Source organism: Kitasatospora sp. NPDC057198 (assembly GCF_042670125.1).
Classification (GTDB): Bacteria; Actinomycetota; Actinomycetes; order Streptomycetales; family Streptomycetaceae; genus Kitasatospora.
Window position 1 is genome coordinate 1 of sequence record NZ_JBHUWH010000022.1, and the last position, 24,683, is coordinate 24,683.

General features: G+C 71.9%; 22 protein-coding genes. 9 read left to right on the plus strand and 13 right to left on the minus strand.

Going from position 1 to position 24,683, the window contains the following annotated elements; all coding sequences use genetic code 11:
* Positions 1–132: 132 nt before the first annotated feature.
* The 5 genes from ppdK to ACFUEL_RS04740 form a co-directional block, all read right to left on the minus strand.
* A complete protein-coding gene (ppdK, locus tag ACFUEL_RS04720; protein WP_380234530.1) occupies positions 133–2,841 on the minus strand; it encodes a pyruvate, phosphate dikinase in 2,709 nt (902 codons plus the stop codon).
* 565 nt (positions 2,842–3,406) lie between these two features.
* A complete protein-coding gene (dusB, locus tag ACFUEL_RS04725; protein WP_380234561.1) occupies positions 3,407–4,513 on the minus strand; it encodes a tRNA dihydrouridine synthase DusB in 1,107 nt (368 codons plus the stop codon).
* A 349-nt stretch (positions 4,514–4,862) separates the two neighbouring features.
* Positions 4,863–5,741, minus strand: coding sequence for a DUF4097 family beta strand repeat-containing protein (locus ACFUEL_RS04730; RefSeq protein WP_380234531.1), 879 nt, complete (start codon positions 5,739–5,741; stop codon positions 4,863–4,865).
* The gene (locus tag ACFUEL_RS04735) at positions 5,738–6,385 is read right to left on the minus strand and encodes a response regulator (protein ID WP_380234532.1); all 648 of its coding nucleotides are present in this window, start codon (positions 6,383–6,385) and stop codon (positions 5,738–5,740) included. Before ACFUEL_RS04735 ends, ACFUEL_RS04730 begins: the two co-directional genes overlap by 4 nt.
* Positions 6,373–7,632 (minus strand): histidine kinase, encoded by a 1,260-nt coding sequence (locus ACFUEL_RS04740; RefSeq protein WP_380234533.1) that lies wholly within the window; start codon positions 7,630–7,632, stop codon positions 6,373–6,375. The genes ACFUEL_RS04735 and ACFUEL_RS04740 overlap by 13 nt, the downstream gene beginning before the upstream one ends.
* A 135-nt stretch (positions 7,633–7,767) precedes the next feature.
* Between ACFUEL_RS04740 and ACFUEL_RS04745 the strand changes: the two genes are divergently transcribed.
* From ACFUEL_RS04745 to ACFUEL_RS04760, 4 genes are all read left to right on the plus strand, one after another.
* A complete protein-coding gene (locus ACFUEL_RS04745; RefSeq protein WP_380234535.1) occupies positions 7,768–8,274 on the plus strand; it encodes a hypothetical protein in 507 nt (168 codons plus the stop codon).
* Entirely contained in the window at positions 8,271–9,002 is a 732-nt protein-coding gene (locus tag ACFUEL_RS04750; RefSeq protein ID WP_380234536.1) for a hypothetical protein, read from the plus strand. Before ACFUEL_RS04745 ends, ACFUEL_RS04750 begins: the two co-directional genes overlap by 4 nt.
* Positions 9,003–9,324: 322 nt before the next feature.
* The gene (locus tag ACFUEL_RS04755) at positions 9,325–9,903 is read left to right on the plus strand and encodes an NADAR family protein (RefSeq protein WP_380234537.1); all 579 of its coding nucleotides are present in this window, start codon (positions 9,325–9,327) and stop codon (positions 9,901–9,903) included.
* Between the two features lie 1,286 nt (positions 9,904–11,189).
* Positions 11,190–11,879: a hypothetical protein gene (locus ACFUEL_RS04760; protein WP_380234538.1), complete on the plus strand. Its 690-nt coding sequence runs from the start codon at positions 11,190–11,192 to the stop codon at positions 11,877–11,879.
* A gap of 106 nt (positions 11,880–11,985) precedes the next feature.
* On the opposite strand, the gene ACFUEL_RS04765 is transcribed toward ACFUEL_RS04760, so the two are convergent.
* The gene (locus ACFUEL_RS04765) at positions 11,986–13,368 is read right to left on the minus strand and encodes a glycine--tRNA ligase (RefSeq protein ID WP_380234540.1); all 1,383 of its coding nucleotides are present in this window, start codon (positions 13,366–13,368) and stop codon (positions 11,986–11,988) included.
* A 333-nt stretch (positions 13,369–13,701) separates the two neighbouring features.
* Between ACFUEL_RS04765 and ACFUEL_RS04770 the strand changes: the two genes are divergently transcribed.
* The 4 genes from ACFUEL_RS04770 (at position 13,702) to ACFUEL_RS04785 (ending at position 17,065) form a co-directional block, all read left to right on the plus strand.
* Positions 13,702–14,679 (plus strand): metal ABC transporter substrate-binding protein, encoded by a 978-nt coding sequence (locus tag ACFUEL_RS04770; protein WP_380234541.1) that lies wholly within the window; start codon positions 13,702–13,704, stop codon positions 14,677–14,679.
* Between the two features lie 93 nt (positions 14,680–14,772).
* Positions 14,773–15,597 carry a metal ABC transporter ATP-binding protein gene (locus ACFUEL_RS04775; RefSeq protein ID WP_380234542.1) on the plus strand — a complete coding sequence of 275 codons (825 nt, stop codon included), beginning with the start codon at positions 14,773–14,775 and terminating at the stop codon, positions 15,595–15,597.
* Entirely contained in the window at positions 15,594–16,610 is a 1,017-nt protein-coding gene (locus ACFUEL_RS04780) for a metal ABC transporter permease (RefSeq protein WP_380234543.1), read from the plus strand. Before ACFUEL_RS04775 ends, ACFUEL_RS04780 begins: the two co-directional genes overlap by 4 nt.
* Positions 16,611–16,645: 35 nt before the next feature.
* Positions 16,646–17,065 carry a Fur family transcriptional regulator gene (locus tag ACFUEL_RS04785; protein ID WP_380234544.1) on the plus strand — a complete coding sequence of 140 codons (420 nt, stop codon included), beginning with the start codon at positions 16,646–16,648 and terminating at the stop codon, positions 17,063–17,065.
* Between the two features lie 143 nt (positions 17,066–17,208).
* Here the strand turns inward: ACFUEL_RS04785 and ACFUEL_RS04790 are convergent, their stop codons facing one another.
* From ACFUEL_RS04790 to leuA, 4 genes are all read right to left on the minus strand, one after another.
* Positions 17,209–18,036, minus strand: a complete 828-nt coding sequence (locus ACFUEL_RS04790; protein ID WP_380234545.1) for an isoprenyl transferase — start codon at positions 18,034–18,036, stop codon at positions 17,209–17,211.
* Between the two features lie 2 nt (positions 18,037–18,038).
* Positions 18,039–18,785, minus strand: coding sequence for a DNA repair protein RecO (gene recO, locus ACFUEL_RS04795; RefSeq protein ID WP_033250275.1), 747 nt, complete (start codon positions 18,783–18,785; stop codon positions 18,039–18,041).
* A gap of 227 nt (positions 18,786–19,012) precedes the next feature.
* Positions 19,013–19,558: a TerB family tellurite resistance protein gene (locus ACFUEL_RS04800; RefSeq protein WP_380234546.1), complete on the minus strand. Its 546-nt coding sequence runs from the start codon at positions 19,556–19,558 to the stop codon at positions 19,013–19,015.
* Between the two features lie 461 nt (positions 19,559–20,019).
* A complete protein-coding gene (leuA, locus tag ACFUEL_RS04805; RefSeq protein WP_380234547.1) occupies positions 20,020–21,804 on the minus strand; it encodes a 2-isopropylmalate synthase in 1,785 nt (594 codons plus the stop codon).
* A gap of 422 nt (positions 21,805–22,226) precedes the next feature.
* Between leuA and ACFUEL_RS04810 the strand changes: the two genes are divergently transcribed.
* Positions 22,227–22,493: a protealysin inhibitor emfourin gene (locus ACFUEL_RS04810; protein ID WP_380234548.1), complete on the plus strand. Its 267-nt coding sequence runs from the start codon at positions 22,227–22,229 to the stop codon at positions 22,491–22,493.
* A 33-nt stretch (positions 22,494–22,526) separates the two neighbouring features.
* Here ACFUEL_RS04810 and ACFUEL_RS04815 read toward each other — a convergent pair whose 3' ends face one another.
* The 3 genes from ACFUEL_RS04815 to ACFUEL_RS04825 all read right to left on the minus strand — a co-directional run bounded on the left by ACFUEL_RS04815 (position 22,527) and on the right by ACFUEL_RS04825 (position 24,661).
* A complete protein-coding gene (locus ACFUEL_RS04815; protein WP_380234549.1) occupies positions 22,527–23,240 on the minus strand; it encodes an alpha/beta fold hydrolase in 714 nt (237 codons plus the stop codon).
* A 154-nt stretch (positions 23,241–23,394) separates the two neighbouring features.
* Entirely contained in the window at positions 23,395–24,324 is a 930-nt protein-coding gene (gene era, locus ACFUEL_RS04820) for a GTPase Era (protein ID WP_380234550.1), read from the minus strand.
* Between the two features lie 175 nt (positions 24,325–24,499).
* Complete coding sequence (locus ACFUEL_RS04825; RefSeq protein ID WP_380234551.1) at positions 24,500–24,661, minus strand: hypothetical protein; 162 nt, start codon at positions 24,659–24,661, stop codon at positions 24,500–24,502.
* Between the last annotated feature and the right edge of the window lie 22 nt (positions 24,662–24,683).

Below are 24,683 nucleotides of genomic sequence, written 5' to 3' on the forward strand. Positions count from 1 at the left end.
GACCGGGGCGGGACCGGACGCCGTTGTCCGTTCCCGCCCCGGCTGCTCCGTACGGCGGCTCTCCTGCGCCGAGCTCCGCCGTACGCCCCTCCCCTTCGGAGGGGTGCGGTCAGTGAACCGCGCTGCTTCGTGTCAGCGCGAGTCGCTTCCCGCCGTCTCGATGGCGGCGCGGCCCGCTTCCAGGCGCGCCACCGGAATCCGGAAGGGAGAGCAGGATACGTAGTCCAGCCCCACCTCGTGGAAGAAGTGCACCGAGTCGGGGTCGCCGCCGTGCTCGCCGCAGACGCCGAGCTTGAGGTCGGGGCGGGTGGCCCGGCCGGCCTGGGCGGCGTTCTTGACCAGGGCGCCGACGCCGTCGCGGTCGATGGTCTCGAACGGGCTGACCCCGAAGATGCCCTTCTCCAGGTAGGCGGTGAAGAAGGACGCCTCGACGTCGTCGCGGGAGAAGCCCCACACGGTCTGGGTGAGGTCGTTGGTGCCGAAGGAGAAGAAGTCGGCGGCCTCGGCGATCTGACCGGCCGTCACGGCGGCGCGCGGCAGCTCGATCATGGTGCCGAGCTTGATGTCCAGGGTGACGCCGGTGGACGCGGCGACCTCGGCGAGCACCCGCTCGCACTCGTCGCGGACCAGTTCCAGCTCCTGGACGGTGCCGACCAGCGGGATCATCACCTCGGGGCGCGGGTCGCCGCCGGCCAGCTTGCGCTCGGCCGCGGCCTCGGCGATCGCCCGGACCTGCATGCCGAACAGGCCGGGGATGACCAGACCGAGGCGGACGCCGCGCAGGCCGAGCATCGGGTTGGCCTCGTGCAGCCGGTGGACGGCCTGGAGCAGGCGCAGGTCGTTCTCGTTCGGGTCCTTGCGGGCCTCGGCGAGGGCGACACGCACCGACAGTTCGGTGATGTCGGGCAGGAACTCGTGCAGCGGCGGGTCGAGCAGCCGGACCGTCACCGGGAGGCCGTCCATCGACTGGAACAGCTCCAGGAAGTCGCCCTTCTGCAGCGGCAGCAGGCTGGACAGCGCGGTCTCGCGGTCCTTGTCGTTGTCCGCCAGGATCAGGTGCTCGACCTCCTTGCGGCGCTCCTCGCCGAGGAACATGTGCTCGGTGCGGCACAGGCCGATGCCCTGGGCGCCGTACCGGCGGGCGCGGTTCGCGTCCTCGGCGTTGTCGGCGTTGGCGCGCACCGCGAGGCGGCGGCGGCCGTCGGCGTGCGACATCAGCCGGTGCACGGCCTGGACGAGTCCGCCCTGGACGTCGGCGCCGGCGTGGATGGTGCCCTCGAAGTACTCGACCACCGGGGACGGCAGCACCGGGACCTCGCCCAGGTACACCTTGCCGTTGGCGCCGTCGATGGAGACGACGTCGCCCTCGTGGACGACCTGGCCGTCGGCGGTGGTGAACTTGCGGTTCTTGGTGTCGACCTCCAGTTCCTCGGCACCGCAGACACAGGTCTTGCCCATGCCGCGGGCGACCACGGCCGCGTGCGAGGTCTTGCCGCCGCGCGAGGTGAGGATGCCCTCGGCGGCGATCATGCCTTCCAGGTCGTCCGGGTTGGTCTCGCGGCGGACCAGGATGACCTGTTCGCCGGAGCGCGACCACTTCACCGCGGTGTACGAGTCGAAGACCACCTTGCCGACCGCCGCGCCGGGCGAGGCGGCGATGCCGTACGCGACCGGCTTGGTCTCGGAGGTGGGCGCGAAGCGCGGGAACATCAGCTGGGCGAGCTGGCCGCCGGTGACCCGGTGCAGCGCCTCGTCCAGGTCGATCAGGCCCTGGTCGACGAGTTGGACGGCGATCCGGAACGCGGCGGCGGCGGTGCGCTTGCCGACCCGGGTCTGCAGCATCCAGAGCTTGCCGCGCTCGATGGTGAACTCGATGTCGCACAGGTCCCGGTAGTGGTTCTCCAGGGTGTGCATGATGGTCATCAGCTCGTCGTACGACTTCTTGTCGAGCTGCTCCAGGTCGGCCAGCGGCAGGGTGTTGCGGATGCCCGCCACCACGTCCTCGCCCTGGGCGTTCTGCAGGTAGTCGCCGTAGACGCCCTGGGTGCCGGTGGAGGGGTCGCGGGTGAAGGCGACACCGGTGCCCGAGTCCTCGCCGAGGTTGCCGAAGACCATGGTGCAGACGTTGACGGCGGTGCCCAGGTCATTCGGGATGCGCTCCTGCCGGCGGTAGAGGCGGGCCCGGTCGCCGTTCCAGGAGTGGAAGACCGCGTGGATCGCCAGGTCCAGCTGCTCGCGCGGGTCCTGCGGGAAGTCCCGGCCGGTCTCCCGGCGCACGATCGCCTTGAAGGTCCCGACCAGCGCCTCCAGGTCCGCGGCGGTGAGGTCCAGGTCGTTGGCGGTGCCCTTGGCGTGCTTGGCCTCCTCCAGCGCCTCCTCGAAGAGCTCGCCGTCGACGCCCAGCACGGTCTTGCCGAACATCTGGACCAGGCGGCGGTAGGAGTCCCAGGCGAAGCGCTCGTTGCCGGACTGGGCGGCGAGCCCGGTCACCGAGGCGTCGGAGAGGCCGATGTTCAGGACGGTGTCCATCATTCCGGGCATCGAGAACTTGGCGCCGGAACGCACCGAGACCAGCAGCGGGTCGTCGGCCTGGCCGAGCCGCTTGCCCATCTGCTCCTCGAGGGCGACCAGGTGGCCGGTGATCTCCTCGTTCAGCGAGCCCGGCTCGGTCCCGGTCTCCAGGAAGACCTTGCAGGCGTCGGTGGTGATGGTGAACCCCGGAGGGACGGGGAGGCCCAGGTTGGTCATCTCGGCGAGGTTCGCACCCTTCCCGCCGAGAAGATCCTTGAGGTCCTTGTTTCCTTCGGTGAAGGAGTAAACAAACTTCTGCTGCGCCGCCACGGGTCGTTCTCCTCGCACACGGTTGCCCTGACGCCGGAGAACATACCCATTTCGAAGGCCGTCTAGGGGAGCGAATAGCTCGTACGAGCTGCCAAGCAGGCGATTGGCCAACAGATCTAATGCCCGGACGAGCGTTTGCCTGCGTTGCTGAAATCGTCCGGATGACGCTTGTAAGACTTCAAGAAGTGAACGCATCGCCACATGCAGCTCACGCGAACCGGACACACCGTGACGACATCCGCTCCACCACGTTTCCCCGGCTTGATTTCCTGCAGCCAGCTGCGGCGATCCGCCGGAGGCCCGTTCGGGAAGCGATCCGGACTTGTACACCTTGGCGAAGTCCGCTGACCGACTGTCACTCGCCACGATATGTGGCCAGCGTCACGGGCGCATCTCAGCCGTCGAGCCGAGTCGGCCTACGCCGAGTGTCGCTTTCTGTTGATAATCCCATCGCTCTGTGTTGCTCGAATGCGCCTCCAAGGAGCCCTACTGTCCAGCTTGGACAATCCGGCCGGGACGCCACGGCCAGGCTCGGCTCGAGGCCGAACCTGCCGTGTCGTACAGATCATCCGCCAGAAGTGTCCGATTCGGCGTCTTCGGCGAGCTTGGCGCACTCGTACGGATCGTCCAACCAGCCCTCGGGCAGGACCACCCGGTTGTTGCCGCTGGTCCGGCCGCGCGGACCGTCCGCACCGATCGGCCAGCTCTGCTCCTGGTCGACCAGGGCCAGCGTCTCGGCCAGCTCGGCCAGAGAACTGGAACCGGCGAGCTTCACCCTCAGCTCGGAGCCGACCGAGAAGCCCTTGGTGTACCACGCGACGTGCTTGCGGAAGTCGATGACACCGCGGGCCTCGTCGCCGAGCCACTCCCCGAGCAGCTGGGCGTGCCGCACCATGGCGCGGGCCACGTACGCGAAGGTGGGGCGGGCGTAGTCGACGTCGCCCTCGAAGATCGACACCAGGTCCTTGAACAGCCAGGGCCGGCCCAGGCAGCCCCGGCCGACGACCACGCCGTCGCACCCGGTCTCGCGCATCATCCGCACCGCGTCGTCGGCGGACCAGATGTCTCCGTTGCCGAGCACCGGGATGCCGGCCGGGACGGACTCGCGGAGCCGGGCGATCGCCGACCAGTCCGCGGTGCCGCCGTAGTGCTGGGCAGCGGTGCGGCCGTGCAGGGCGATGGCGGAGACGCCCTCCTCGGCACCGATCCGGCCGGCGTCGAGATAGGTGAGGTGGTCGTCGTCGATGCCCTTGCGCATCTTCATCGTGACCGGCAGGTCGCCCGCGTTGGCGACCGCCTGGCGCAGGATGTCGCGCAGCAGGTTGCGCTTGTACGGCAGCGCGGAACCGCCGCCCTTGCGGGTCACCTTGGGGACGGGGCAGCCGAAGTTGAGGTCGATGTGGTCGGCGAGCCCTTCCTCGGAGATCATCCGCGCCGCCCTGCCGACGGTCTCCGGGTCCACCCCGTACAACTGGATCGAGCGCGGCTTCTCGCTCGGGTCGAACTTGATCAGCTGCATGGTCTTCGCGTTGCGCTCGACCAGGGCACGGGTGGTGATCATCTCGGAGACGTACAGGCCCCGACCGCCGCTCTGCTCCCGGCAGAGGGTCCGGAAGGGGGCGTTGGTGATGCCGGCCATCGGGGCCAGCACCACCGGCGGCCAGACCTGCATCGGCCCGATGTTCAGCGGGGCGAACTCCGGTGCGCCGGGAGCTGCCGGGGTGGCCTGGGCGGTGTCGGGCGTGATGGTCATACGCGGCGGATCCTCATACGGGTAGGGCCCCAACGGCGGGCTTCCGGACTCTCCATTCTCTCCCACCCGCCGGACGGCCCCGTCCGAGGCCGGGAGCTGCTCGGGGCCGGGCCCCCGAGGGCCGGTGTCGTCGGGGAGCGGTGTCGTCGAGGAGTGGTGTCGTCGAGGAGTGGTGTCGTCGGGGACGGCACCACTTGCTCGGGGGAACTCTGCTGCGGGGAGCGCTGCTCGGGGGTGGGGTCGCCGCCCGGTGGGCAGTTCGGGGCGGTCAGGGTTCTCCGGCCCGGTCGATGGTGACGCTGCCGGAGGCAGAGGTGACATCGATCAGCCTCGGCGAGTCGACGTCCTGGAGGGACTGGTCGATCTTCTGGCCGCCGCCGTCGCTGTTGAGGTCGATCCGGTACCGGTTGTGGTCGTCGGGCAGTTGCAGGACGAGGTTCCCGGAGGCGAGGCGGGCGGTGACCCCGTCCGGTGGCCGGGCGTACCGCAGGGTGATCGTTCCGGAGGAGGCGGACAGCTGGGCCTTGGACGCGCCCAGCCCCGTGCCGATGATCTGCCCGGAGCCGCTCTTGGCCCGGATCGGACCGCTGACCTCGACCAGCTCGACCTGCCCGCTGCCGGTCTCCGCCGAGACGCTGCCGGCCAGGCCCACGAGCTCCGTCCGCCCGGAGCCGTTGCGCGCGTGGACGGTGGTCGACGGCGGCACCTGTATGTCCAGGGCGACCGGACACCCGGACAGGAGCCGGACCTCCGGGCAGCCGACGGAGAGCGTCATCGTGCCCGCGTCGACCCGTGCGGCAACCTTGGGCTTCCGCACGGCCCAGCCGATCCGCTCGGACACCACCACCCGGTCGGTACCGCCGGAGCGGACGGTGACCTGGGCGGGGCCGGAGTCGATGTCGAGCTGCCCGATCACCTCGAAGTACGTCCGCTCCCGGACGGCCTCCTGCTGGACGAGCAGCACCCCCGTGGCGGCGGCGCCCGCCAGGACCGCGCAGAGCAGGGCCAGCACGCCGACGACCCGCCAGGCCCTGCGCTCGCCGGGACCTGGTACGACGGGCGGGCCCGGGACCGGGACCGGCAGCCAGCGGGAGAGCCGGCCCGGGGCGGGAGCGGCCCGGGGCTCGGGCGGTGCGGTTCGCGTCACTGGCTGACCTCCAGGAAGCGCAGCACCGCGAGCACCCGCCGGTGGGTTTCCTCCGCGGGCGGCAGGTCGAGCTTGGTGAGGATGGAGTTGATGTGCTTGGAGACGGCGCTGTCGCTGACGACCAGGGATTCGGCGATCGCGGTGTTCGAACGCCCTTCGGCCATCAGCGCCAGGACGTCCCGCTCGCGGGGCGTCAGCCGGTGCAGCGGATCGCTGTCGCGGCGCAGCAGCAGTTGGGCGACCACCTCGGGGTCGAGGGCGGTACCGCCCTGGGCGACCCGGTGCAGCGCCTCCACGAACTCGTCCACGTTGGCGACCCGCTGCTTGAGCAGGTAGCCGACGCCGCTGGTGTTCTTGGCCAGCAAGTCCGCGGCGTAGCGCTCCTCGACGAACTGGGAGAGCAGGACGACCGCGGTGCCGGGCCACTGCCGCCGGATCATCAGTGCGGCCCGGACGCCCTCGTCGGTGAAGCCCGGAGGCATCCGGACGTCCGCGACGACGATCTGCGGGCGGTGCTCCTCCACGGCGGCGAGCAGCGCCTCGGCGTCCCCCACCGCGGCGGCGACCTCGTAGCCCTCGCTCTCCAGCACCTTGACGATGCCGATCCTCAGCAGGACCGAGTCCTCGGCGATCACAGCTCGCACGGCAGCTCCATGGTGATGGTGGTCGGGCCCCCGCGGGGGCTGGTGATGGTGAACGATCCGTCGACCGAGGCGGCGCGTTTGCGCAGGCCGGTGAGGCCGGTGCCCCGGCCTGCGTCCGCCCCGCCGACGCCGTCGTCGGTGATGGTGATGCGCAGCCGGTCGGCCGACTGCCGCAGGGCGAGGTCGACCCGGGAGGCCCGGGAGTGCTTGGCGGCGTTGGCCAGTGCTTCGGAGACCGTGAAGTAGGCGACCGCCTCCACGGTGGGGGCTATCCGGCCCGGGAGGTCGACCGTGAGGTGCACGGGGACGGGGCTGCGGGCGGCGATGCCGGAGAGCGCCGCGTCGAGCCCCCGGTCCTCCAGGACCGCCGGGTGCAGGCCGCGGACCAGGTCGTGGAGCTCCCTGACCGCGGCCTGGGCCTCCTCGTGCGCGGCGGCGATGACCTCCATGGCTTCGGGAGGGAGGTGCTTGAGGGTGCGTCGGGCGAGGCCCAGGTTCATCGCGAGCGAGACCAGGCGTTGCTGCGCGCCGTCGTGCAAGTCCCTTTCGATGCGGCGGCGTTCGGCGTCGGCCGCGTCCACCACGTCCACCCGGCTCCGGGCCAGGTGCTCGACGCGGCGCTCCAGCACCTCCGCCCGGTTGGGGCCGAGCAGGGCGCGGACCGTCCACAGGTCGACGGCGGCGCACAGCGCGGCGAGCCAGGGGGTGGCGACCAGCAGGAGCAGGCCGCCGAGCGTGGCGAAGGCGCCCTCGACGGCCCAGCCAGGTCCGGCGCGCAGGGGGTTGTCCGGTGGCAGCAGCCGCACCCAGCCGAAGAAACCGAGCAGGACGGCCGATGCCCCCCAGAGGGCGAGCACCAGGCCGGCGCACAGGGCCTGCACCGGAGCGACCAGCAGATGGTGGACCGCCTGGCGCCACGTCAGCCCCGCGCGGAGCCTGACCAGCCACGCCGCCTCCGGCGGGACCCGGCTCGGGACCTCCACCCCGTGCAGGGCGCGGACCCGGCCGCGCTGGGCGGTGGTCAGCAGGTCGAGCAGGGCCACCGCCAGGAGCAGGCACAGCGGCAGGACGTCGATCGGGGCGCTGAGGACGATCACGGTGGGCAGGCCGAACGGGAGACCCGCGGCCAGGAACAGCGAGTCCCGTCGAGCGCTCGCGGACCACGGCGTGCGGGTGGCCAGGACGGCACGGACCGCGGCTCCCCGAGCCGCCCGGTGCGGTGGCGCATCGATCTTCGACTGGAACATGCGGATCAGCGTAGGGTCCGCCCGATTCCGGCATCCATGGCGCAGGCCTCCGTCTTTATGGTGTAGCCAGCTACACCATAAAGACGGAACCGCACGCTACCGACAAGGTCCTCGCGTCGAAGGATTCTTGACGGCATGACGAACACGAACCTCTTCCGCTGCGGCCGCACCCCTTTCTCCTCCGGCCGGGCAACGGCCCCCGGCTTTCCCTACCCCTCCTCCGAACTCCACGACGGATCCGGGGAGTCGGGGCTGATCTCCGCGGTCGGCCCCTGGGTGGCCCGGCTGCGCGCGGGCCGCCGACCGGCCATGGAGGTCTACGAGCACGGCGAACTGCTCGACGTCGTGGTCGCCTCCTCGCTCGGTTCCTCCGGGTTGCGCGGGGCACGGCGCAGCCCGGCCGGCGGTCCGGAGGAGGGATCGGTCTCGTGTGCGTGGGGCCGACTGCCACCCTGCGGAACGGCCCCGCCGGTGCGCTTCCTCACCGGCGGCCTGCGGCGGCGGACCACGGGGCCCGTCGCCGTACGGACCGCGGGCCGGTTCTGGTTCGGTTCGGCCGCCGGCGAGTTCCACTGGGCCCGGCTGTCGACGGCGGCCGGCTGCGTCTGCGCGGACGGCCCGGTGCGGGGGAGGACGGCATGACCGCGGCCGTCTGCGTGCCCGCTTCGCCCGGTGCCGGCGGGGTCGTCCGGGCGGGGCGGCCCTCAGCTGTGGGCCGCCGGGTCGGGCGGCTGCGGGCCGAGGTGCTGTTCCTGGGGTGCGGGGTGCTCCTGCTGCCCTGGGCCGCACTGCTCGCCGCGCTCCCCGGCGGACGCCCCTGGGCCGTGCTCGACCTGGGCGAGGCGGCGGCCCTGTGCACGGCCGCCGCACGCCTGCGGCGGGGCCTGAGCCCGTTCTGGCCCGCTGTTCTGGCCGGTCTCCTGCTGCTCACGGATGCCGGGTGCGACGTGGCGTCGGCTTCCGGCGGAGGTGAACTGCTGACCGCCCTGCTGATGGCGGCGTGCGCGGAGCTGCCGTTGGCCGCGAAGTGCTGGTCCACGGCGTTCCGGCGGGGCGTCGCTCCGGCGCCGGCGGCCGGTCGTCGGCCCGCCCGGTCGCTCCGGAAGCGCGCCACCACCTCGACTCCGGTGGGCGAACGACCCGCCGGGTTCCTCACGGAAGGAGTGCCAGTGCGCAACGCCCACCTGACGGCACGGTCCGCTCCGGGCACCGCGCCCGGGTGTCCGAGCAGCCGGGTGCACACCCGGATGTCCGACCGGTTGCGGGCCGCCGGGGCCGGGCCGCCCGGCCTTGCCCGGACCGGCTGCGCCGGGCACCTCGAACAGACCGTCCCGTCCCTGGCTGAAAGGAGTTGTCCGGCCCTGCGGTGATCCGGCGAGCACCGCCGTCGATCCGATCGTCTCCCTTCTCCCGCTCCTCTCTCAGCTCTTCCGATCCTTGATTTCTGCACAGTGCGTTTCGCCCAGCCGACCAACGACCGTGCTCCGGCCATCGGCCCCGCCCCAGGGGGTCGCGCTCGCCGGTGCGGCCGTGGTCGGCGGGCGCACTGCCGCGCGTCGCCTGATGCCGAGGAGACAACGGCGCCGACCGGGCAGCGGCAGGCGGCAGGACGCTCCGCGCCTGGGCGGGCAAGCCGCAGGGGCCGCGGGAAAATGGGGAGCCGACGGCCGGGGCCGGTGCGAGGATGGCGGCATGACCACGGACCAGGCCATCCCTCCGCACGAGACGCGCACTCGCGAGCAGTTGACGGCTGCGGTCACGTCCGGGGCGCGCCCGAAGTACCTGCATTTCTGGGGGCACCAGCCGCAGCGGGACGGGCAGGTCGGGCCCGGTGCGCTCAGCCAGTGGTGGCCCTCCCCGTTCACCGTCGACGGGGTCCAGTACCTCACCGCAGAGCACTGGATGATGGCCGGGAAGGCCCGGCTGTTCGGGGACGAGGAGGCCGTCCCGAGGATCCTCCGGGCGCGGACACCCGCCGAGGCGAAGAACCTCGGCCGCCTGGTCCGGGGGTTCGACGAGCGCCGGTGGGTGGAGCACCGTTTCGAACTGGTGGTGGCCGGGAGCACCGCGAAGTTCGGGCAGGACGAGCGGCTCCGCGCGTACCTGCTCCGCACCGGTCGGCGTGTCCTGGTGGAGGCCAGCCCTCTCGACCGGATCTGGGGCATCGGACTGGCGGCCGACGACGAACGGGCGGATTCCCCGGCCCGGTGGCGCGGACTGAACCTCCTCGGTTTCGCGTTGATGGAGGCCCGGGCGCGCCTGGCGGGCTGACCTTCCCATCCCAACTCCCGCTACTGCAAAGTGAGTTACTCGCAATCGGCACAAGCGGGGCAAGCCGGGCGGGTTTTGGCCGAAATCCACGAGTTCCACCGCCCTCCCGCACCACACCGGCCACTCGCGTCCCCATCTCGAAAAGGCTAAGACTTGCTCCCGTAACGTGGCCGCCGTACAGCAACGCCAGGATGGCCACCAGTCGTTGTGTGCGGAGGCCGGTCGGGCGGGCCTCCTTGGAGAGGTCAGGGCGGGGCGCGATGACCATAGGCAGTACGGGGCCGGATTCGGCCGATGTCCAAACGCTCAGAGCGGAGTTGGACGAACTACTGAGAGCGCGCCAGTTCGCCGCGCAGCGCGAGCGCAGGCTCGCCGAGGCCGTCCGGGCCGGCCACGAACCCGACCACGCGCCCGCGTACGGCCGTCCGCCCCGGCAGCCCGACCCCGAACTGATGCGGCAGCTAGCCCAGGCCCAGCACCTCCGCAAAGGGCTCGGCGCACGCTGCCTGGAACTGAGTGACCGCCTCCTGGCCGCCGAGGACCGGCAGTTGGCGGGCCAACTGGCCGGCGGAGCCCCTCCCGTGCCCGCCGGTGCCGCGAACGACGCCCCCGGGAAACCTGCCGAAGGACTCCGGACCCGTCCCCCGGCCGGGTCGACCGCTCCCCCGGCACCCCCGCAACGGACGTTCCCGACCGGGGCCCGCTTCGGTACAGGGCACCGGCCCGAGACCGCCGGCGATCCGGGCGGCGCACCCGACGACACCACCGGTACCGCGCCGACCGCTGCCGCCCCGCCACTGCGCGGCGCCCGCTTCAGGATCGGCCGCCCCCTCCGCTCCGCCCGGAAGGACGACGGTCGCGCGACCTCCTCCGCCGTCCCGCCCGGCACCCGCGACCATGAAGCGACCGACCGCCCGAACAGGCCGAATAGCACGGCGGAGGGGCCCGCCGGCACCTCATGGGCCAGAACGCCCGCTCCGGAGAAGAGCTCCGGCGACCTCAAGGCACACAGCGCCGCCTCCGCCCGCACTGGGCGCCCCCGCGCCGGACGGGACAACAGCACAGCCCTTCGCCCGGGTGCGGGAGTCGACGCGGGCCACGGCTCCCCCACCGGCAACCGCAGCACCGGGCCCGAGAGTTCCAGGGGCACGGGAAACACGGGGAGCACCGGAAACACGGGGGGCGACACCGCAACGCCCCCGACGACGAGAGGGCCCCGGCACCGGACGAACGCCGAACTGATCGCCCTCGTCCAGCGGATCACCGACCTGCACCGGCGGGGTGCGGTGCACGAGTCCGCGGCCGCCGTGGGCCGGGCGGCACTGGTGACCGGCCCGGCCGACCTGGTCGAACTGGCCGCGCTGCTGCGCAAGGAGGGGCCGACCGGTTCCTCCGCCTACCTGGCCAGGTCCGTGGCTCTCGGCCCCCCGGAGCATTCGGCGGCCACGCTGGCGGAACTGCGCCGCGAGGGACTGGTGGAGGAAGCGGCAGACCTGTTCCACGCCCTGTGGTCGGTGGACGCGCAGGCCCTCCCCGCCCTGCTAGCGGCCCTGGAGCGGTCGGGGCAGTCGGCCGACGGACAGACCCTGCTCTGGGAGCGGGCCTCCGCACCTGCCAGTGAACTCTCCGAGCTGGCACGGCACTTGCGGGAATCGGGGCGCTCCGGCGACGCCCGCCACCTGCTGCGCCAGGCTGCGGGCCGACCGATCGGGGAGGTCGCCGCGATCGCCGCGGCACTGGGCGAGGAGTCCGCCACCGAGCTGATCGGCGAACTGGTGCGGATGCGTTCGGCGAGCGACGTCGGCCGGTTCGCGGCCGCGGTGCGGGATTCGGCGGAGCTGTACAACACGCTGCTGTTCGCCGTGGACGGCCTGGAGGAGGGCCGGGCCCGCAGCGCGTTCGCGGCACTGCGCACCGCGGGGCTGCCGACCGAACCGGTTCCCCGGCCCAAGTCGAAGTCCCGCCAGCGTCGCTGAGCGGGCTTCCGCACCAGCGGTCGAACGCGGTCCGGCCGGCGGTCCCCCGATCGGGGCCCACCGGCCGGACGAAGAACTGCGGCGCCGCTGCCCGGGTTGTCCGGTGTCAGCAGCCGATCAGGCGGGCGGCCAGGTAGGACTTCACCTGGTCGAGCGACACCCGCTCCTGCGCCATGGTGTCACGCTCGCGAACGGTCACCGCGTTGTCCTCGAGGGTGTCGAAGTCGACGGTGACGCAGAACGGCGTGCCGATCTCGTCCTGGCGGCGGTAGCGCTTGCCGATCGCGCCGGCGTCGTCGAACTCCACGTTCCAGGCGGAGCGCAGGTCGGCGGCGAGGCCGCGGGCCTTCGGCGAGAGGTCGGCGTTGCGGGACAGCGGAAGCACCGCGACCTTGACCGGGGCGAGCCGGGGGTCGAGCCGCATGCCGACGCGCTTCTCCATGACGCCCTTGGCGTTCGGCGCCTCGTCCTCGAAGTAGGCGTCGAGCAGGAAGGCCAGCATGGCGCGGTTGAGGCCGGCCGCGGGCTCGATCACGTACGGGAAGTAGCGCTCGTTCGCGTCCTGGTCGAAGTACTTGAGGTCCTGGCCGGAGTGCTCGCTGTGCACCGTCAGGTCGTAGTCGGTGCGGTTGGCCACGCCCTCCAGTTCGGAGAACTCGCTGCCGCCGAAGTTGAAGCGGTACTCGATGTCCACCGTGCGCTTGGCGTAGTGGGACAGCTTCTCCTTGGGGTGCTCGAAGAAGCGCATGTTCTCGGTGCGCAGGCCGAGGTCGACGTACCAGTTCCAGCGCTGTTCGAGCCAGTACTCGTGCCAGGTCTCGTCCTCGCCCGGCTTGACGAAGAACTCCATCTCCATCTGCTCGAACTCGCGGGTGCGGAAGATGAAGTTGCCGGGGGTGATCTCGTTGCGGAAGCTCTTGCCCACCTGGGCGATGCCGAACGGCGGCTTCTTCCGCGCGGTGTTCTGGACGGCCCGGAAGTTGGTGAAGATGCCCTGCGCCGTCTCGGGGCGCAGGTAGGCCAGGCCGGAGGCGTCCTCGGTGACACCGAGGTGCGTCTTCAGCATGCCCGAGAACTCCTTGGGCTCCGTGAAGGCGCCCTTGTTGCCGCAGTTCGGGCAGTTGAGGTCGGCGAGGCCGTTGGCGGGCAGCTTGCCGTGCTTGGCCTCGTACGCCTCTTCCAGGTGGTCGGCGCGGAAGCGCTTGTGACAGGAGAGGCACTCGGTCAGCGGGTCGTTGAAGGTCGCGACGTGGCCGGACGCCTCCCAGACCTCGCGGGCCAGGATCACCGAGGAGTCGATACCGACGACGTCCTCCCGAGCGGTGACCATCGCGCGCCACCACTGGCGCTTGATGTTCTCCTTGAGCTCGACTCCCAGCGGACCGTAGTCCCAGGCGGCGCGGGTACCGCCGTAGATCTCGCTGCAGGGGTAGACGAAGCCACGGCGCTTGCTCAGGCTGACGATCGTGTCGATCTTGTCGGCGGCCACAGTGCTCTCTTCAGTACGACGGCACGGTCAGGGCGCGGCTGGTTGCGCGCGCCCGAATAACTCAGGGTACCGGGGATGCAGGGGCGGGGTTCAACTCGATAGTGGCACGGGCGGGCCGCCCACTGGCTGTACCGGGAGTGAACAGAGGTGCGTTCTCCGGCGTGTTGGAGACCGGTCGGCGGAGCCGCGGACCCGCACGGCACGGGCACCGGAAGGGGCCGCCGGAAGGAACCGCCGGAACGGGCCGGCGGAGCGGGCGCCCGGCGCCGGTACGCGACCGCCCCACCCAATGCAAGTTGACAATCATTTCCAGATAAGATGAGAATGGTTGTCATGAGGATTCGCCGCCCGCTCCCCCTGATAGCACTCGCCACCACCGCCGTTGCCGGATCGCTGCTGCTCTCCGGATGCGGCGGTGTCAGCAGCGCGGCGGGGAAGGACGGCGGCCGACTGAACGTGGTGGCCTCCTTCTACCCGATGGAGTACCTGACCCGGCAGATAGGCGGGGAGCACGTCGAGGTCACCGACCTGACCGCCCCCGGAGTGGAACCGCACGACCTGGAGCTGACGGCCAAGCAGGTCGCGGCCGTCGAACGGGCCGACGCGGTGGTCTACTTGAAGGGCCTGCAGCCCACGGTGGACAAGGCCGTCACGCAGTCCCACGTCAAGCACGCGGTGGACGCCACCGCCGTCTCCCCGCTGGTGGACCACCACCTCGACGAGGGCGGGGAGGACGAGGGGGACGGGACCGAGGCGCACGACGGCGAGCACGGGCACGAGCACGACGGCCCGGCCGGAGACCCGCACATCTGGCTGGACCCGACCCGGTACGCAGCGGTGGCCCGCGCCGTGGGAGCCGAACTGGCGGAGGTCGACCCCTCGAACGCCGCCGACTACCGGCGCAACACCGACGACCTGGTGGCCCGGCTGACCACCCTGGACCAGGAGTTCAAGGACGGCCTGGCGAACACCGGCACCCGGACCTTCGTCACCAGCCACGCCGCGTTCGGCTACCTCGCCGACCACTACGGACTGGAGCAGGTCGCGATCAACGGGGTCGACCCGGAGGCCGAGCCCACCCCGTCCCGGATGGCCGCGATCCAGCGCGCGGCCAAGGAGAACGGTGTGACCACCGTCTTCTTCGAAGCCCTGGTCAGCCCCAAGCTGGCCGAGACCGTGGCCGCCGACCTGGGGCTCAAGACCGCCGTGCTCGACCCCCTCGAGGGGATCAAGGAGCCGGACCGGGACGACTACTTCTCCGTCATGCGGCAGAACCTGGCCAACCTGCGGGCCGCGCTCGGCGCCCGCTGAACCCCACGAGCCGACCCAGCCCGTGAGCGGGCGGACCGCCGCGCCACCGGGCGGACACCTGAACGAGCGGCGAGAGCAGAGCGAGGAACCACCATGAGTGCTGTCATTGCCCCGGCAGACTCCGACCGGCCCCGTCCGTCCTCCCCCGAGGACGCCGGGCCGGCGGTCGTCGGCCTCCGGGGCGCGGTCGCCACCGTCGGGGGGCGGCCGGTGCTCCGCGGCGTCGACCTGACCGTCCGGCCCGGTGAAGTGGTCGCCCTGCTGGGCGCCAACGGATCCGGGAAGTCCACCACCGTGAAGAGCGTGATCGGCTCGGTGCCGCTCGACCGGGGCAGCCTGGAGCTGTTCGGACGGCCCTACCGCAAGTTCCGGGACTGGCACCGGATCGGCTACGTGCCGCAGCGCACCACCGCGGCCGGCGGGGTGCCGGCCACCGTGCGCGAGGTGGTCTCCACCGGGCGGCTGCCGCAGCACCGGCTGCTGCCGTTCCGCCGCAAGGACCGGGCCGCGGTGGACCGGGCGCTGACCGCCGTCGGCATGCTGGACCGGGCCGGCGACGGCGTGGCCCACCTGTCCGGCGGGCAGCACCAGCGGGTGCTGATCGCCCGCGCCCTGGTCGGCGCCCCCGACCTGCTGATCATGGACGAGCCGATGGCCGGGGTCGACGTGGACAGCCAGCAGGTGCTCGCCGACATCCTCCGCGCCGAGGTCGACCGCGGCTGCGCCGTCCTGCTGGTGCTGCACGAACTCGGGCCGCTCGAACCGCTGATCGACCGGGCCGTGGTGCTCCGCGACGGCTGCGTGGCGCACGACGGGCCACCGCCCCGGGGCGTCGGCCAGCACGCGCTGCCCGGCCACGACCACGTCCACCCGCACGCCGACGACCACCACCGCACCACCCAGGGGCTACTGGCATGATCGAGATGTTCCAACCCGACTTCATGCAGCGGGCGTTCCTCGCCGCCGTCCTGGTCGGCGTCACCGCGCCCTCGATCGGCATCTACCTGGTGCAGCGCCGGCAGGCACTGATGGGCGACGGCATCGGGCACGTCGCGCTGACCGGCGTCGGCCTCGGCTTCCTGTTCCAGGCCAACCCGATGTGGACGGCGGTGCTGGTCTGCGTGCTCGGCGCCGTCGTGATGGAGCTGGTCCGGGCCCGCGGCAACCAGCGCGGCGACATCGCGCTGGCGATGCTCTTCTACGGCGGCATGGCCGGTGGCAAGCTGCTGGTCTCGATGAGCAGCCAGTCCGGCGCGGGCAGCCTGGAGAGCTACCTGTGGGGCTCCATCCTGTTCGTCTCCCCCAGCGACCTGGCGGTGATCGGCCTGCTCGCCGCGGTGGTCCTCGCGGTGACCGTCGGCCTGCGGCGCCAACTGTTCGCGGTCTGCCAGGACGAGGAGTTCGCCCGGGTGACCGGCCTGCCGGTGCGGGTGCTGAACCTGCTGCTCGCGGTGATGGCCGCGGTCACCGTGACCGTCGCCATGCGGGTGGTCGGCCTGCTGCTGGTGAGCGCGCTGATGGTGGTCCCGGTGGCGGCCGCCCAGCAGCTGACCCGCTCCTTCGCGGCCACCCAGGCCACCGCGATCGGCGTGGGCGTGGTGACGGCGCTGTTCGGCGTCGGCACCTCCTACCAGGCCGACCTGCCGTCCGGCCCGACCATCGTATTCCTGGCCATCCTCACCTTCGCCCTGTTCAGCGCGATCGCCGCACCGCTGGCCAGGCGGCGCCACCGGGCGTCCGCCGAGCACGGTCCGGCGGTGTGCGACGTGGCCCTGCCCGGCGCCACCGGGAACTCCCCCGGCGACCCGGGAACCGCGGAGGGCCGGATCGCGGTCCTGGAGGGAACGGAGCCGGTCCGGGCCCCGGCAGGGACGACGGTCGATGCACCGCCGTCGGGGGAGTCGCTGTCAAGTCGGGGGCTGGCACAATGATGTGCGAAACCACCCGATCAGCAGGAGGACCCACGGTGACCACCGCAGGCCCGTCGCCGCGCGCGCGATCGACTCGGCAGCGCACCGCCGTCTCGGCGGTCCTGGACGAGATTGAGGACTTCCGCAGCGCGCAGGAACTGCACGACATGCTCAAGCACCGGGGCGACTCGGTGGGTCTGACCACCGTCTACCGCACCCTGCAGTCCCTCGCCGAGGCGGGCGAGGTGGACGTGCTGCGCACCGCCGAGGGCGAGGCCGTCTACCGGCGGTGCAGCAGCGGGCACCACCACCACCTGGTGTGCCGGCACTGCGGAGCGACCGTGGAGGTCGAGGGCCCCGCGGTCGAACGCTGGGCCAACGCGGTCGCCGCCGAACACGGCTTCAGCGACATCGCGCACACCCTGGAGATCTTCGGCACCTGCGGCGAGTGCGCCGCCAAGCAGTCGGAGCAGTGACCGCCCGGGGCCGGGCGGCAGCCACCGCCCGGCCCGGCAGCAGCGAGGGCCCGGCAGCAGCGAGGGCCCGGCAACGGCGAGGGCCCGGATCGGAGCAGTCCGATCCGGGCCCTCGGCCGTACCCGCACCCCGCGGGCACGCGGTCAGCGCTGCGGCGGGAGCCCGGCGTCGACCTCGTTGGGGAGCGCGCCGCCGAAGCGGCGGTCGCGGCGGGCGTACTGCTCGCAGGCGCGCCACAGGTCACGGCGGTCGAAGTCCGGCCACAGCACGTCCTGGAAGACCAGCTCGGCGTAGGCGGACTGCCAGGCGAGGAAGTTGGAGGTGCGCTGCTCGCCGCTGGGGCGCAGGAACAGGTCGACGTCCGGCATGTCCGGGTAGTACAGGTACTTGGCGAACAGCTTCTCGTTGACCTTCTCCGGGTTGAGCTTCCCGGCGGCGACGTCACGGGCGATCGCCAGCGCGGCATCGGCGATCTCGGCCCGGCCGCCGTAGTTGAGGCAGAAGTACAGCGTCATCGCGTCGTTGTTCTTGGTCTGCTCCTGGGCGACCTGGAGCTCCTGGACCACGCTCTTCCACATCCGCGGCATCCGGCCGGCCCAGCGGATCCGGATGCCCATGGCGTCCATCTCGTCACGGCGGCGGCGGATCACGTCCCGGTTGAAGTTCATCAGGAACTTCACCTCGTCCGGGGAGCGCTTCCAGTTCTCGGTGGAGAACGCGTACAGCGAGAGGTTCTTCACCCCGACCTCCAGGCAGCCGCGCAGCACGTCGAGGACGACGCCCTCGCCGACCCGGTGGCCCTCGGTGCGGGGCAGGCCGCGCTCCTTGGCCCAGCGGCCGTTGCCGTCCATGACCACCGCGACGTGGTTGGGGACCAGCTCGCCCGGGATCTTCGGCGGCACGGCGCCGCTCGGGTGCGGGGCCGGAGCCTCGTACGTCCGCTTGCTGCCGAACAGCCGTCGCGCGACCATGCTCATTTCTCCACGTATCTCATCGAGCGGATGCCCCGCTCCAGGTGCCACTGCAGGTAGGCGGCCACCAGCCCGCTGCCCTCGCGCCAGTACCGCGGCTCGCAGCCGTCGGCGGTCTGCCAGTCTCCAGAGAGCAGCGCGCCGAGCAGTACCAGTGTCTCAGGGGAGGGTACGGCACTTCCGGGCACCCGGCAGTCGCCGCACAGCACGCCTCCGGCCTGGAGCGAGAAGAAGCGGTTGGGGCCGGGCAGGCCGCAGCGGGCGCAGTCGGTGAAGCTCGCGCCGTAGCCGTTGACGGCGAGCGAGCGCAGCAGGAACGCGTCCAGCACCAGGTGCGACTGGTGGGTGCCGGCGGCCAGCGTGCGCAGGGCGCCGACCAGCAGCAGGTACTGCTGGACGGCCGGCTGGCCCTCGTTCTCGGCGAAGCGCTCGGCGGTCTCCAGCATCGCGGTGCCCGCCGTGTAGCGGGCGTAGTCGTCGACGATCCGGGCGCCGTAGGGGGCGATGGTCTCCACCTGGGTGCACAACGGCAGGGTCCGGCCGACCAGTTCGCTGCCGCGACTGAAGAACTGGATGTCGACGTGCGAGAACGGTTCGAGGCGCGCGCCGAACTTCGACTTCGTCCGGCGCACCCCCCGGGCCACCGCCCGCACCTGACCGTGCTGGCGGGTCAGGAAGGTGATGATCCGGTCGGCCTCGCCGAGCTTCTGGGTGCGCAGCACGATGCCGTCGTCGCGGAAGAGACTCATGGTGGAACCCATTGTCCCGCACCCTGCCGACAACCCCGCCGACAACCCCGCAGACAGTCCGGCCGGGCGCCTCCGGGGAGGCGGGTGGCGCGCAGCCGTAAACCCGCACCGGGGTTGTGGGGGGTTTCACCCGTGCGGTGCGGGACACGGCGGGCCCGGGAGGGGGGATTTTCGGGCCCGGCTCGTGGGTGGTGCGCAGGAGGGGACGGCAGGGGGGACGGGTCGGATCAGTGCGTGGCCCGGGTGGCCGCCTCCAGCAGTCGGTCGACCTGCTGCTCGGTGAGGCGCAGGCAGCGGCCGACCACGGCGAGCGCGGCCCGCTCCTGCGGGAGGTAGCGGCCGTCGGCGAGGGCGACCACAGCGCCGAGGGTGAGCAGCCGCTCCCGGCCCTGGAGGGCGAGGTGCGGGGCGAGCGGTTCGAGCGCGGCGTGCAGTTCGACGGCGAGCCCGCCGCCCTCGGCGTCCACGTCGATCGGTTCGCCGCCGCCGTGTCCGGAGAGCGCGGCCAGGGCGGCCAGCACCTGGGCCTCACCGCAGTCGTCGAACCCGGCCTCCCTGATCACCGTGCAGGCGGCCTCGCGCCCACCGCGTCCGGCGGTGCCACCGGCCGCGAGCGCGGCCAGGGCGATGGTGTACTGGGCGTCCCGGAGCATCGCGCCGAGCCGGACCGAGGTCAACTGGTCCAGGGCGTCGACCCCGTGGCGGCCGCGGCAGGACGTGCACTGGACGCTGCGGACCACGCCGCCGAGCGGCAGGACCGGCGTCCCGAGCAACCGCAGCCACCGCCGGCCGTGCTGCCGGCGGTAGTTGCGGTCTCCGCCACAGCCCGGGCAGAAGAATTCACCGAGGACATCCGTCCGCCACCGAGGGCGAACACCCCACAACCCTGTCACGGCGCCACTCCCCAGACATGGCAGGCGGCCTGCACATCAATGGGCAGGTCACGCGACCGGACGCCGGAGTCGTCCCACCGACCCCGGTTCCGGTTCGACGATGTTGCCACGGTTACCGGCTCGTGTCAGCACCCTGAACGGGTGCCGGGGGGAAAATTTGTGACCGGGGACACATGTGATCGGCGCCACCACCCGAATGCCCGCGGTGCGGGCCGGATATCTCCTGATGATCCGTCAATGTCCGTGGCGGAAAAGGGCGGAGCGCGGAATCGGGAAGGGCGGCGGACCGGGAACGCGGAGGGGGCCCGCCGATGGCGGGCCCCCCGAGCACACTGTCGGCGTCAGTCGCGCTGCGCCGCCCGGTTGACGGCGCTGACCAGGGCCTTCAGCGAGGCCAGCACGGTGTTGCCGTCGACGCCCACGCCCCACAGCACCTTGTCGCCGACCGCGCACTCGACGTATGCGGCGGCCTGCGCGTCGCCGCCCTCGCTCAGCGCGTGCTCGGCGTAGTCCAGGACGCGGACGTCCACGCCGATCGCGGCCAGCGCGTTGACGAACGCGGAGACCGGGCCGTTGCCGGTGCCGGTCAGGGTGACCGGGGCGCCGTCGACGACGGCCTCGGTGCTCAGTACGTCGCGGCCGTCCTCGGTGGTCAGGCTGCGGGAGCCGCGCAGCGAGATCCGGCCCCACGGGTTGGCCGGGGTCGGCAGGTACTCGTCCTGGAAGACCGCCCAGATGTCGGCGGGGGTGACCTCGCCGCCCTCGGCGTCGGTCTTGGCCTGGATGATCCTGGAGAACTCGATCTGCATCCGGCGCGGCAGGTCCAGCTTGTGGTCGTTCTTCAGCACGTAGGCGATGCCGCCCTTGCCGGACTGCGAGTTGACCCGGATGACCGCCTCGTAGCTGCGGCCGACGTCCTTCGGGTCGATCGGCAGGTAGGGCACGCCCCAGGTGTACTCGGAGACCGGGACGCCGGCGGCGGCCGCGTCGGCCTCCAGGGCGTCGAAGCCCTTCTTGATCGCGTCCTGGTGCGAGCCGGAGAAGGAGGTGAAGACCAGGTCGCCCGCGTAGGGGTGGCGCTCGGCCACCGGCATCTGGTTGCAGTACTCGGCGGTGCGGCGGATCTCGTCGATGTCGGAGAAGTCGATCATCGGGTCGATGCCCTGGGAGAACAGGTTCATCCCGACGTTGACCAGGTCCAGGTTGCCGGTGCGCTCGCCCTGCCCGAACAGGCAGCCCTCGACGCGGTCGGCGCCGGCCATCACGGCCAGTTCGGCGGAGGCCACGCCGGTGCCCCGGTCGTTGTGCGGGTGGGTGGACAGGCAGACGAACTCGCGGCGCGACAGGTTCCGCGACATCCACTCGATCTTGTCGGCGTAGACGTTCGGGGTGGAGCGCTCGACCGTGGTCGGCAGGTTCAGGATGATCTCGCGGCCCTCGCCGGGCTGCCAGACGTCCATCACCGCCTCGCAGACCTCCAGCGCGTAGTCCAGCTCGGTGTCGATGAAGATCTCCGGCGAGTACTCGTAGCCGAAGACCGTCTCGTCGCCCAGGATCTTCTCGGCGTACTCCATCACCAGGCGGGTGCCGTCCACCGCGATGGCCTTGATCTCGTCCTTGCTCGCCTTGAACACCACCCGGCGGAACAGCGGCGAGGTCGCGTTGTACAGGTGGACGGTGGCCCGCGGGGCGCCCTTCAGCGACTCGACGGTGCGCTCGATCAGGTCCTCGCGGGCCTGGGTCAGCACCGAGATGGTGACGTCCTCGGGGATCGCGCCCTCGTCGATCAGCGAGCGGACGAAGTTGAAGTCGGTGGCGCCGGACGACGGGAAACCGACCTCGATCTCCTTGTAGCCCATCTTCACCAGCAGGTCGAACATCTTGCGCTTGCGGGCCGGCGACATCGGGTCGATCAGCGCCTGGTTGCCGTCGCGCAGGTCGGTGGACAGCCAGCGCGGGGCCTGGGTGATCACCTTGCTCGGCCAGGTGCGGTCCGGCAGGTCGATGGTGCCGAAGGGTACGTAGCGCTGGAACGGCATCCCCGAGGGCTTCTGCTGCACGGTGGCGGCGGTGATCGGGGTGGGGCGGTCGATGAACGCGCGGGCGACGGAGGACTGTTCGGTCATGGGTGAGGCTCTCGGCTTCCCTTGTCGAAGGCGGTCTGCGGTCCGGGGGACAGGACACCCGAACTCGGCCGACTGAATGCGCCGCGAAAGATCACACTGGGCGCAACACGACTCCCCGCGGCGAGGGGGCCGGCCTTGACTGGACTACAGGCCCTCGCCGCGGCAGCTAAGAAGAAGCAGCCGGATACGCATGATGCCGCCACTGTAACAAGACCGGGCGGGACGGCGCAGTGAGCCCCGCCACGATCCCACCCACTGAGACGGCTCCGCTCTCCCGCCCCGCTCCCTCCCCGCTCCCCCGCCCGTCCCCGCCGCGCGCCCGCCGCACCCTGGGGGCCCTCCCCCACCGCGACCCGAACGGGCTGCGGGGAGTTGGTGAAAAGCCTCGGCAAACCCCTTCGTTGCGTAGCACACTGACAACCATGCGTATCCAGGTCACCCGCACCGGCGGGCTCGCCGGCCTGCTCCGTTATGCCGAGATGGACACCGTGGAGCGCCCGGACGCCCCGCACGTGCACGCCCTGGCGCGCGAGGCGGTGGCCGGCGGGCTGCGCGCGCCCGCGTACGGCGTGCCCGACGGCTTCCACTACGAGATCACCGTCGACGGCCGCACCGTCCACTGCGCCGACCCGAAACTCACCGACTCCCAGCGCGAACTGGTCAGCCTGGTGCTGCGCGAGGGCGCCTGACGCCGCGTCAATCCGTCGGCACGGCTTGGACGTTCAGATCCAGCCGTGCAGCGAGGCCAGGAAGCCCGCCGGGTCGTCGCGGTGAATGCAGTGCCCGGCGCCCGGCACGGTGCGCACCTCGAAGCCGCGGCGGCGCAGCTCGGCGGCGTCCTCCGCCGCCACCAGGGCGCTCGGGTCGGCGAGTTGGACCAGCGAGGGGACGGCCGGGGCGTCCGGCAGCACGGACAGCCCGGGGTGCGCCCACAGGCCGAGCGCGGTGTCGCTGTCCCAGCACGCCAGGGAGGCGACTTCGGCGTCCACGTCCTCGGCGGCCCAGCCGGGGTGCATGGTCGCGATGAACTGCCTGGTCCCGAAGCGCTTGAAGCCGATGAAGGGCTCCGGCCCGAGCCCCGGGCGGTCGTAGACGAACGCGGGGTCGCTGTAGACCGCCCGGGCCGGCTTCAGCCGCTCGACCGCCAGCCGGAGCGCCAGGGCGCCCATCGAGTGGCCGATCGCCAGCTCGGCGCCGACGGGCAGGGTGTCGACCAGGTCCTCGGCGAACTGCTCGGGCCCGTACCGTTCGGCCGGCGTCCCGCCGGTGCCGCGCGGGGAGGCGCCGTGACCGCGCAGGTCGACGGCGAGCACCCGGTAGCCGCGCTCGGCGAGCGCAGGACCGATCACCCGCCAGGTGCGGTGGTCGGCCTGGATGCCGTGCACCAGCAGCGCGGTGCGCCCGCCCGTGCCCCACTCGTGGGTGTGCAGTTCCATCCCGGCCGACCCTCCCCTTGCGACGCACTTGACGTGCTGGACGTGCAGGACGTGCTGGACCCGCCGAACGTACCGGCCGGGCCGGACGTACCGAACCCGCCAACCCGCCGAACCCGCCGAACCCGCCGGCCCGGCGGACCCGGCGGAGCCACCGTCAGAAGCCGAGCTTGCGCAGCTGCTTGGGGTCGCGCTGCCAGTCCTTGGCCACCTTGACGTGCAGGTCCAGGTAGACCGGGGTGCCCAGGAGCGCCTCGATCTGCTTGCGGGCGGTGGTGCCGACGTGCTTGAGCCGGGCGCCCTTGGCACCGATCACGATGGCCTTCTGGCTCTGCCGCTCGATGTACACGTTGGCGTGGATGTCCAGCAGCGGGCGGTCGGCGGGGCGGCCCTCGCGCGGGATCATCTCCTCGACCACCACGGCCAGCGAGTGCGGCAGCTCGTCGCGCACGCCCTCCAGTGCGGCCTCCCGGATCAGCTCGGCGACCATGGTCTGCTCGGGCTCGTCGGTGAGGTCGCCGTCCGGGTACAGCGGCACGCCCTCGGGCAGCAGCTTGGTCAGCAGCTCGGCCACCAGCTCGACCTGCTGGTCGCCGGCCGCCGACACCGGGATGATCTCGGCCCACTCGATGCCGAGTTCCGCGCCCAGCTGCTGGACGGCGATCAGCTGCTCGGCCAGCCGCTTGGAGTCGACCAGGTCGGTCTTGGTGACGATCGCGACCTTCGGCGTCTTGCGGATCTCGGCGAGCTCCTTGGCGATGAACTTGTCGCCGGGGCCGAGCTTCTGGTCGGCGGGCACGCAGAAGCCGATCACGTCGACCTCGGCCCAGGTGGTGCGGACCAGGTCGTTGAGCCGCTCACCGAGCAGGGTGCGGGGCTTGTGCAGCCCGGGGGTGTCCACCAGCACGAGCTGGGAGTCGGGGCGGTGCACGATGCCGCGCACGGTGTGCCGGGTGGTCTGCGGACGGTCGGAGGTGATCGCGACCTTCGTCCCGACCAGGGCGTTGGTCAGGGTCGACTTGCCCGCGTTGGGACGGCCGACGAAACACGCGAACCCGGAGCGGTACGGGGAGGAAGGGGCATTCATGGCACCCATTGTCGCCGATCGCCGGGGCCGCCCCGGTCACCGGGCGCACCCGGCCGCTCCCCGCGCGTCCGACCGCCCCGGCCACCCGCCCGATCTTCCGCCGCCCGACCGTCCCGGCTCGACCGTCCCGGCTCGACCGTCCCGGCCGCCCGTCCGACCGTCCCCGCCCGGCCGCTCAGTCGGCCTTCTTCTTGCCGCCACCCGTGATCGCGCCGACCAGGACGAGCGCCAGCAGGGTCAGGGTGCCGGCCAGCCACCACGGGGAGTCGGTCTCGTGCCAGCGTCCGAAGCCCATGACGCAGAGGATCAGTCCGCAGAAGAACGCCGCGACGCCCATGTCCCCTCCCCTGCCGGGACCG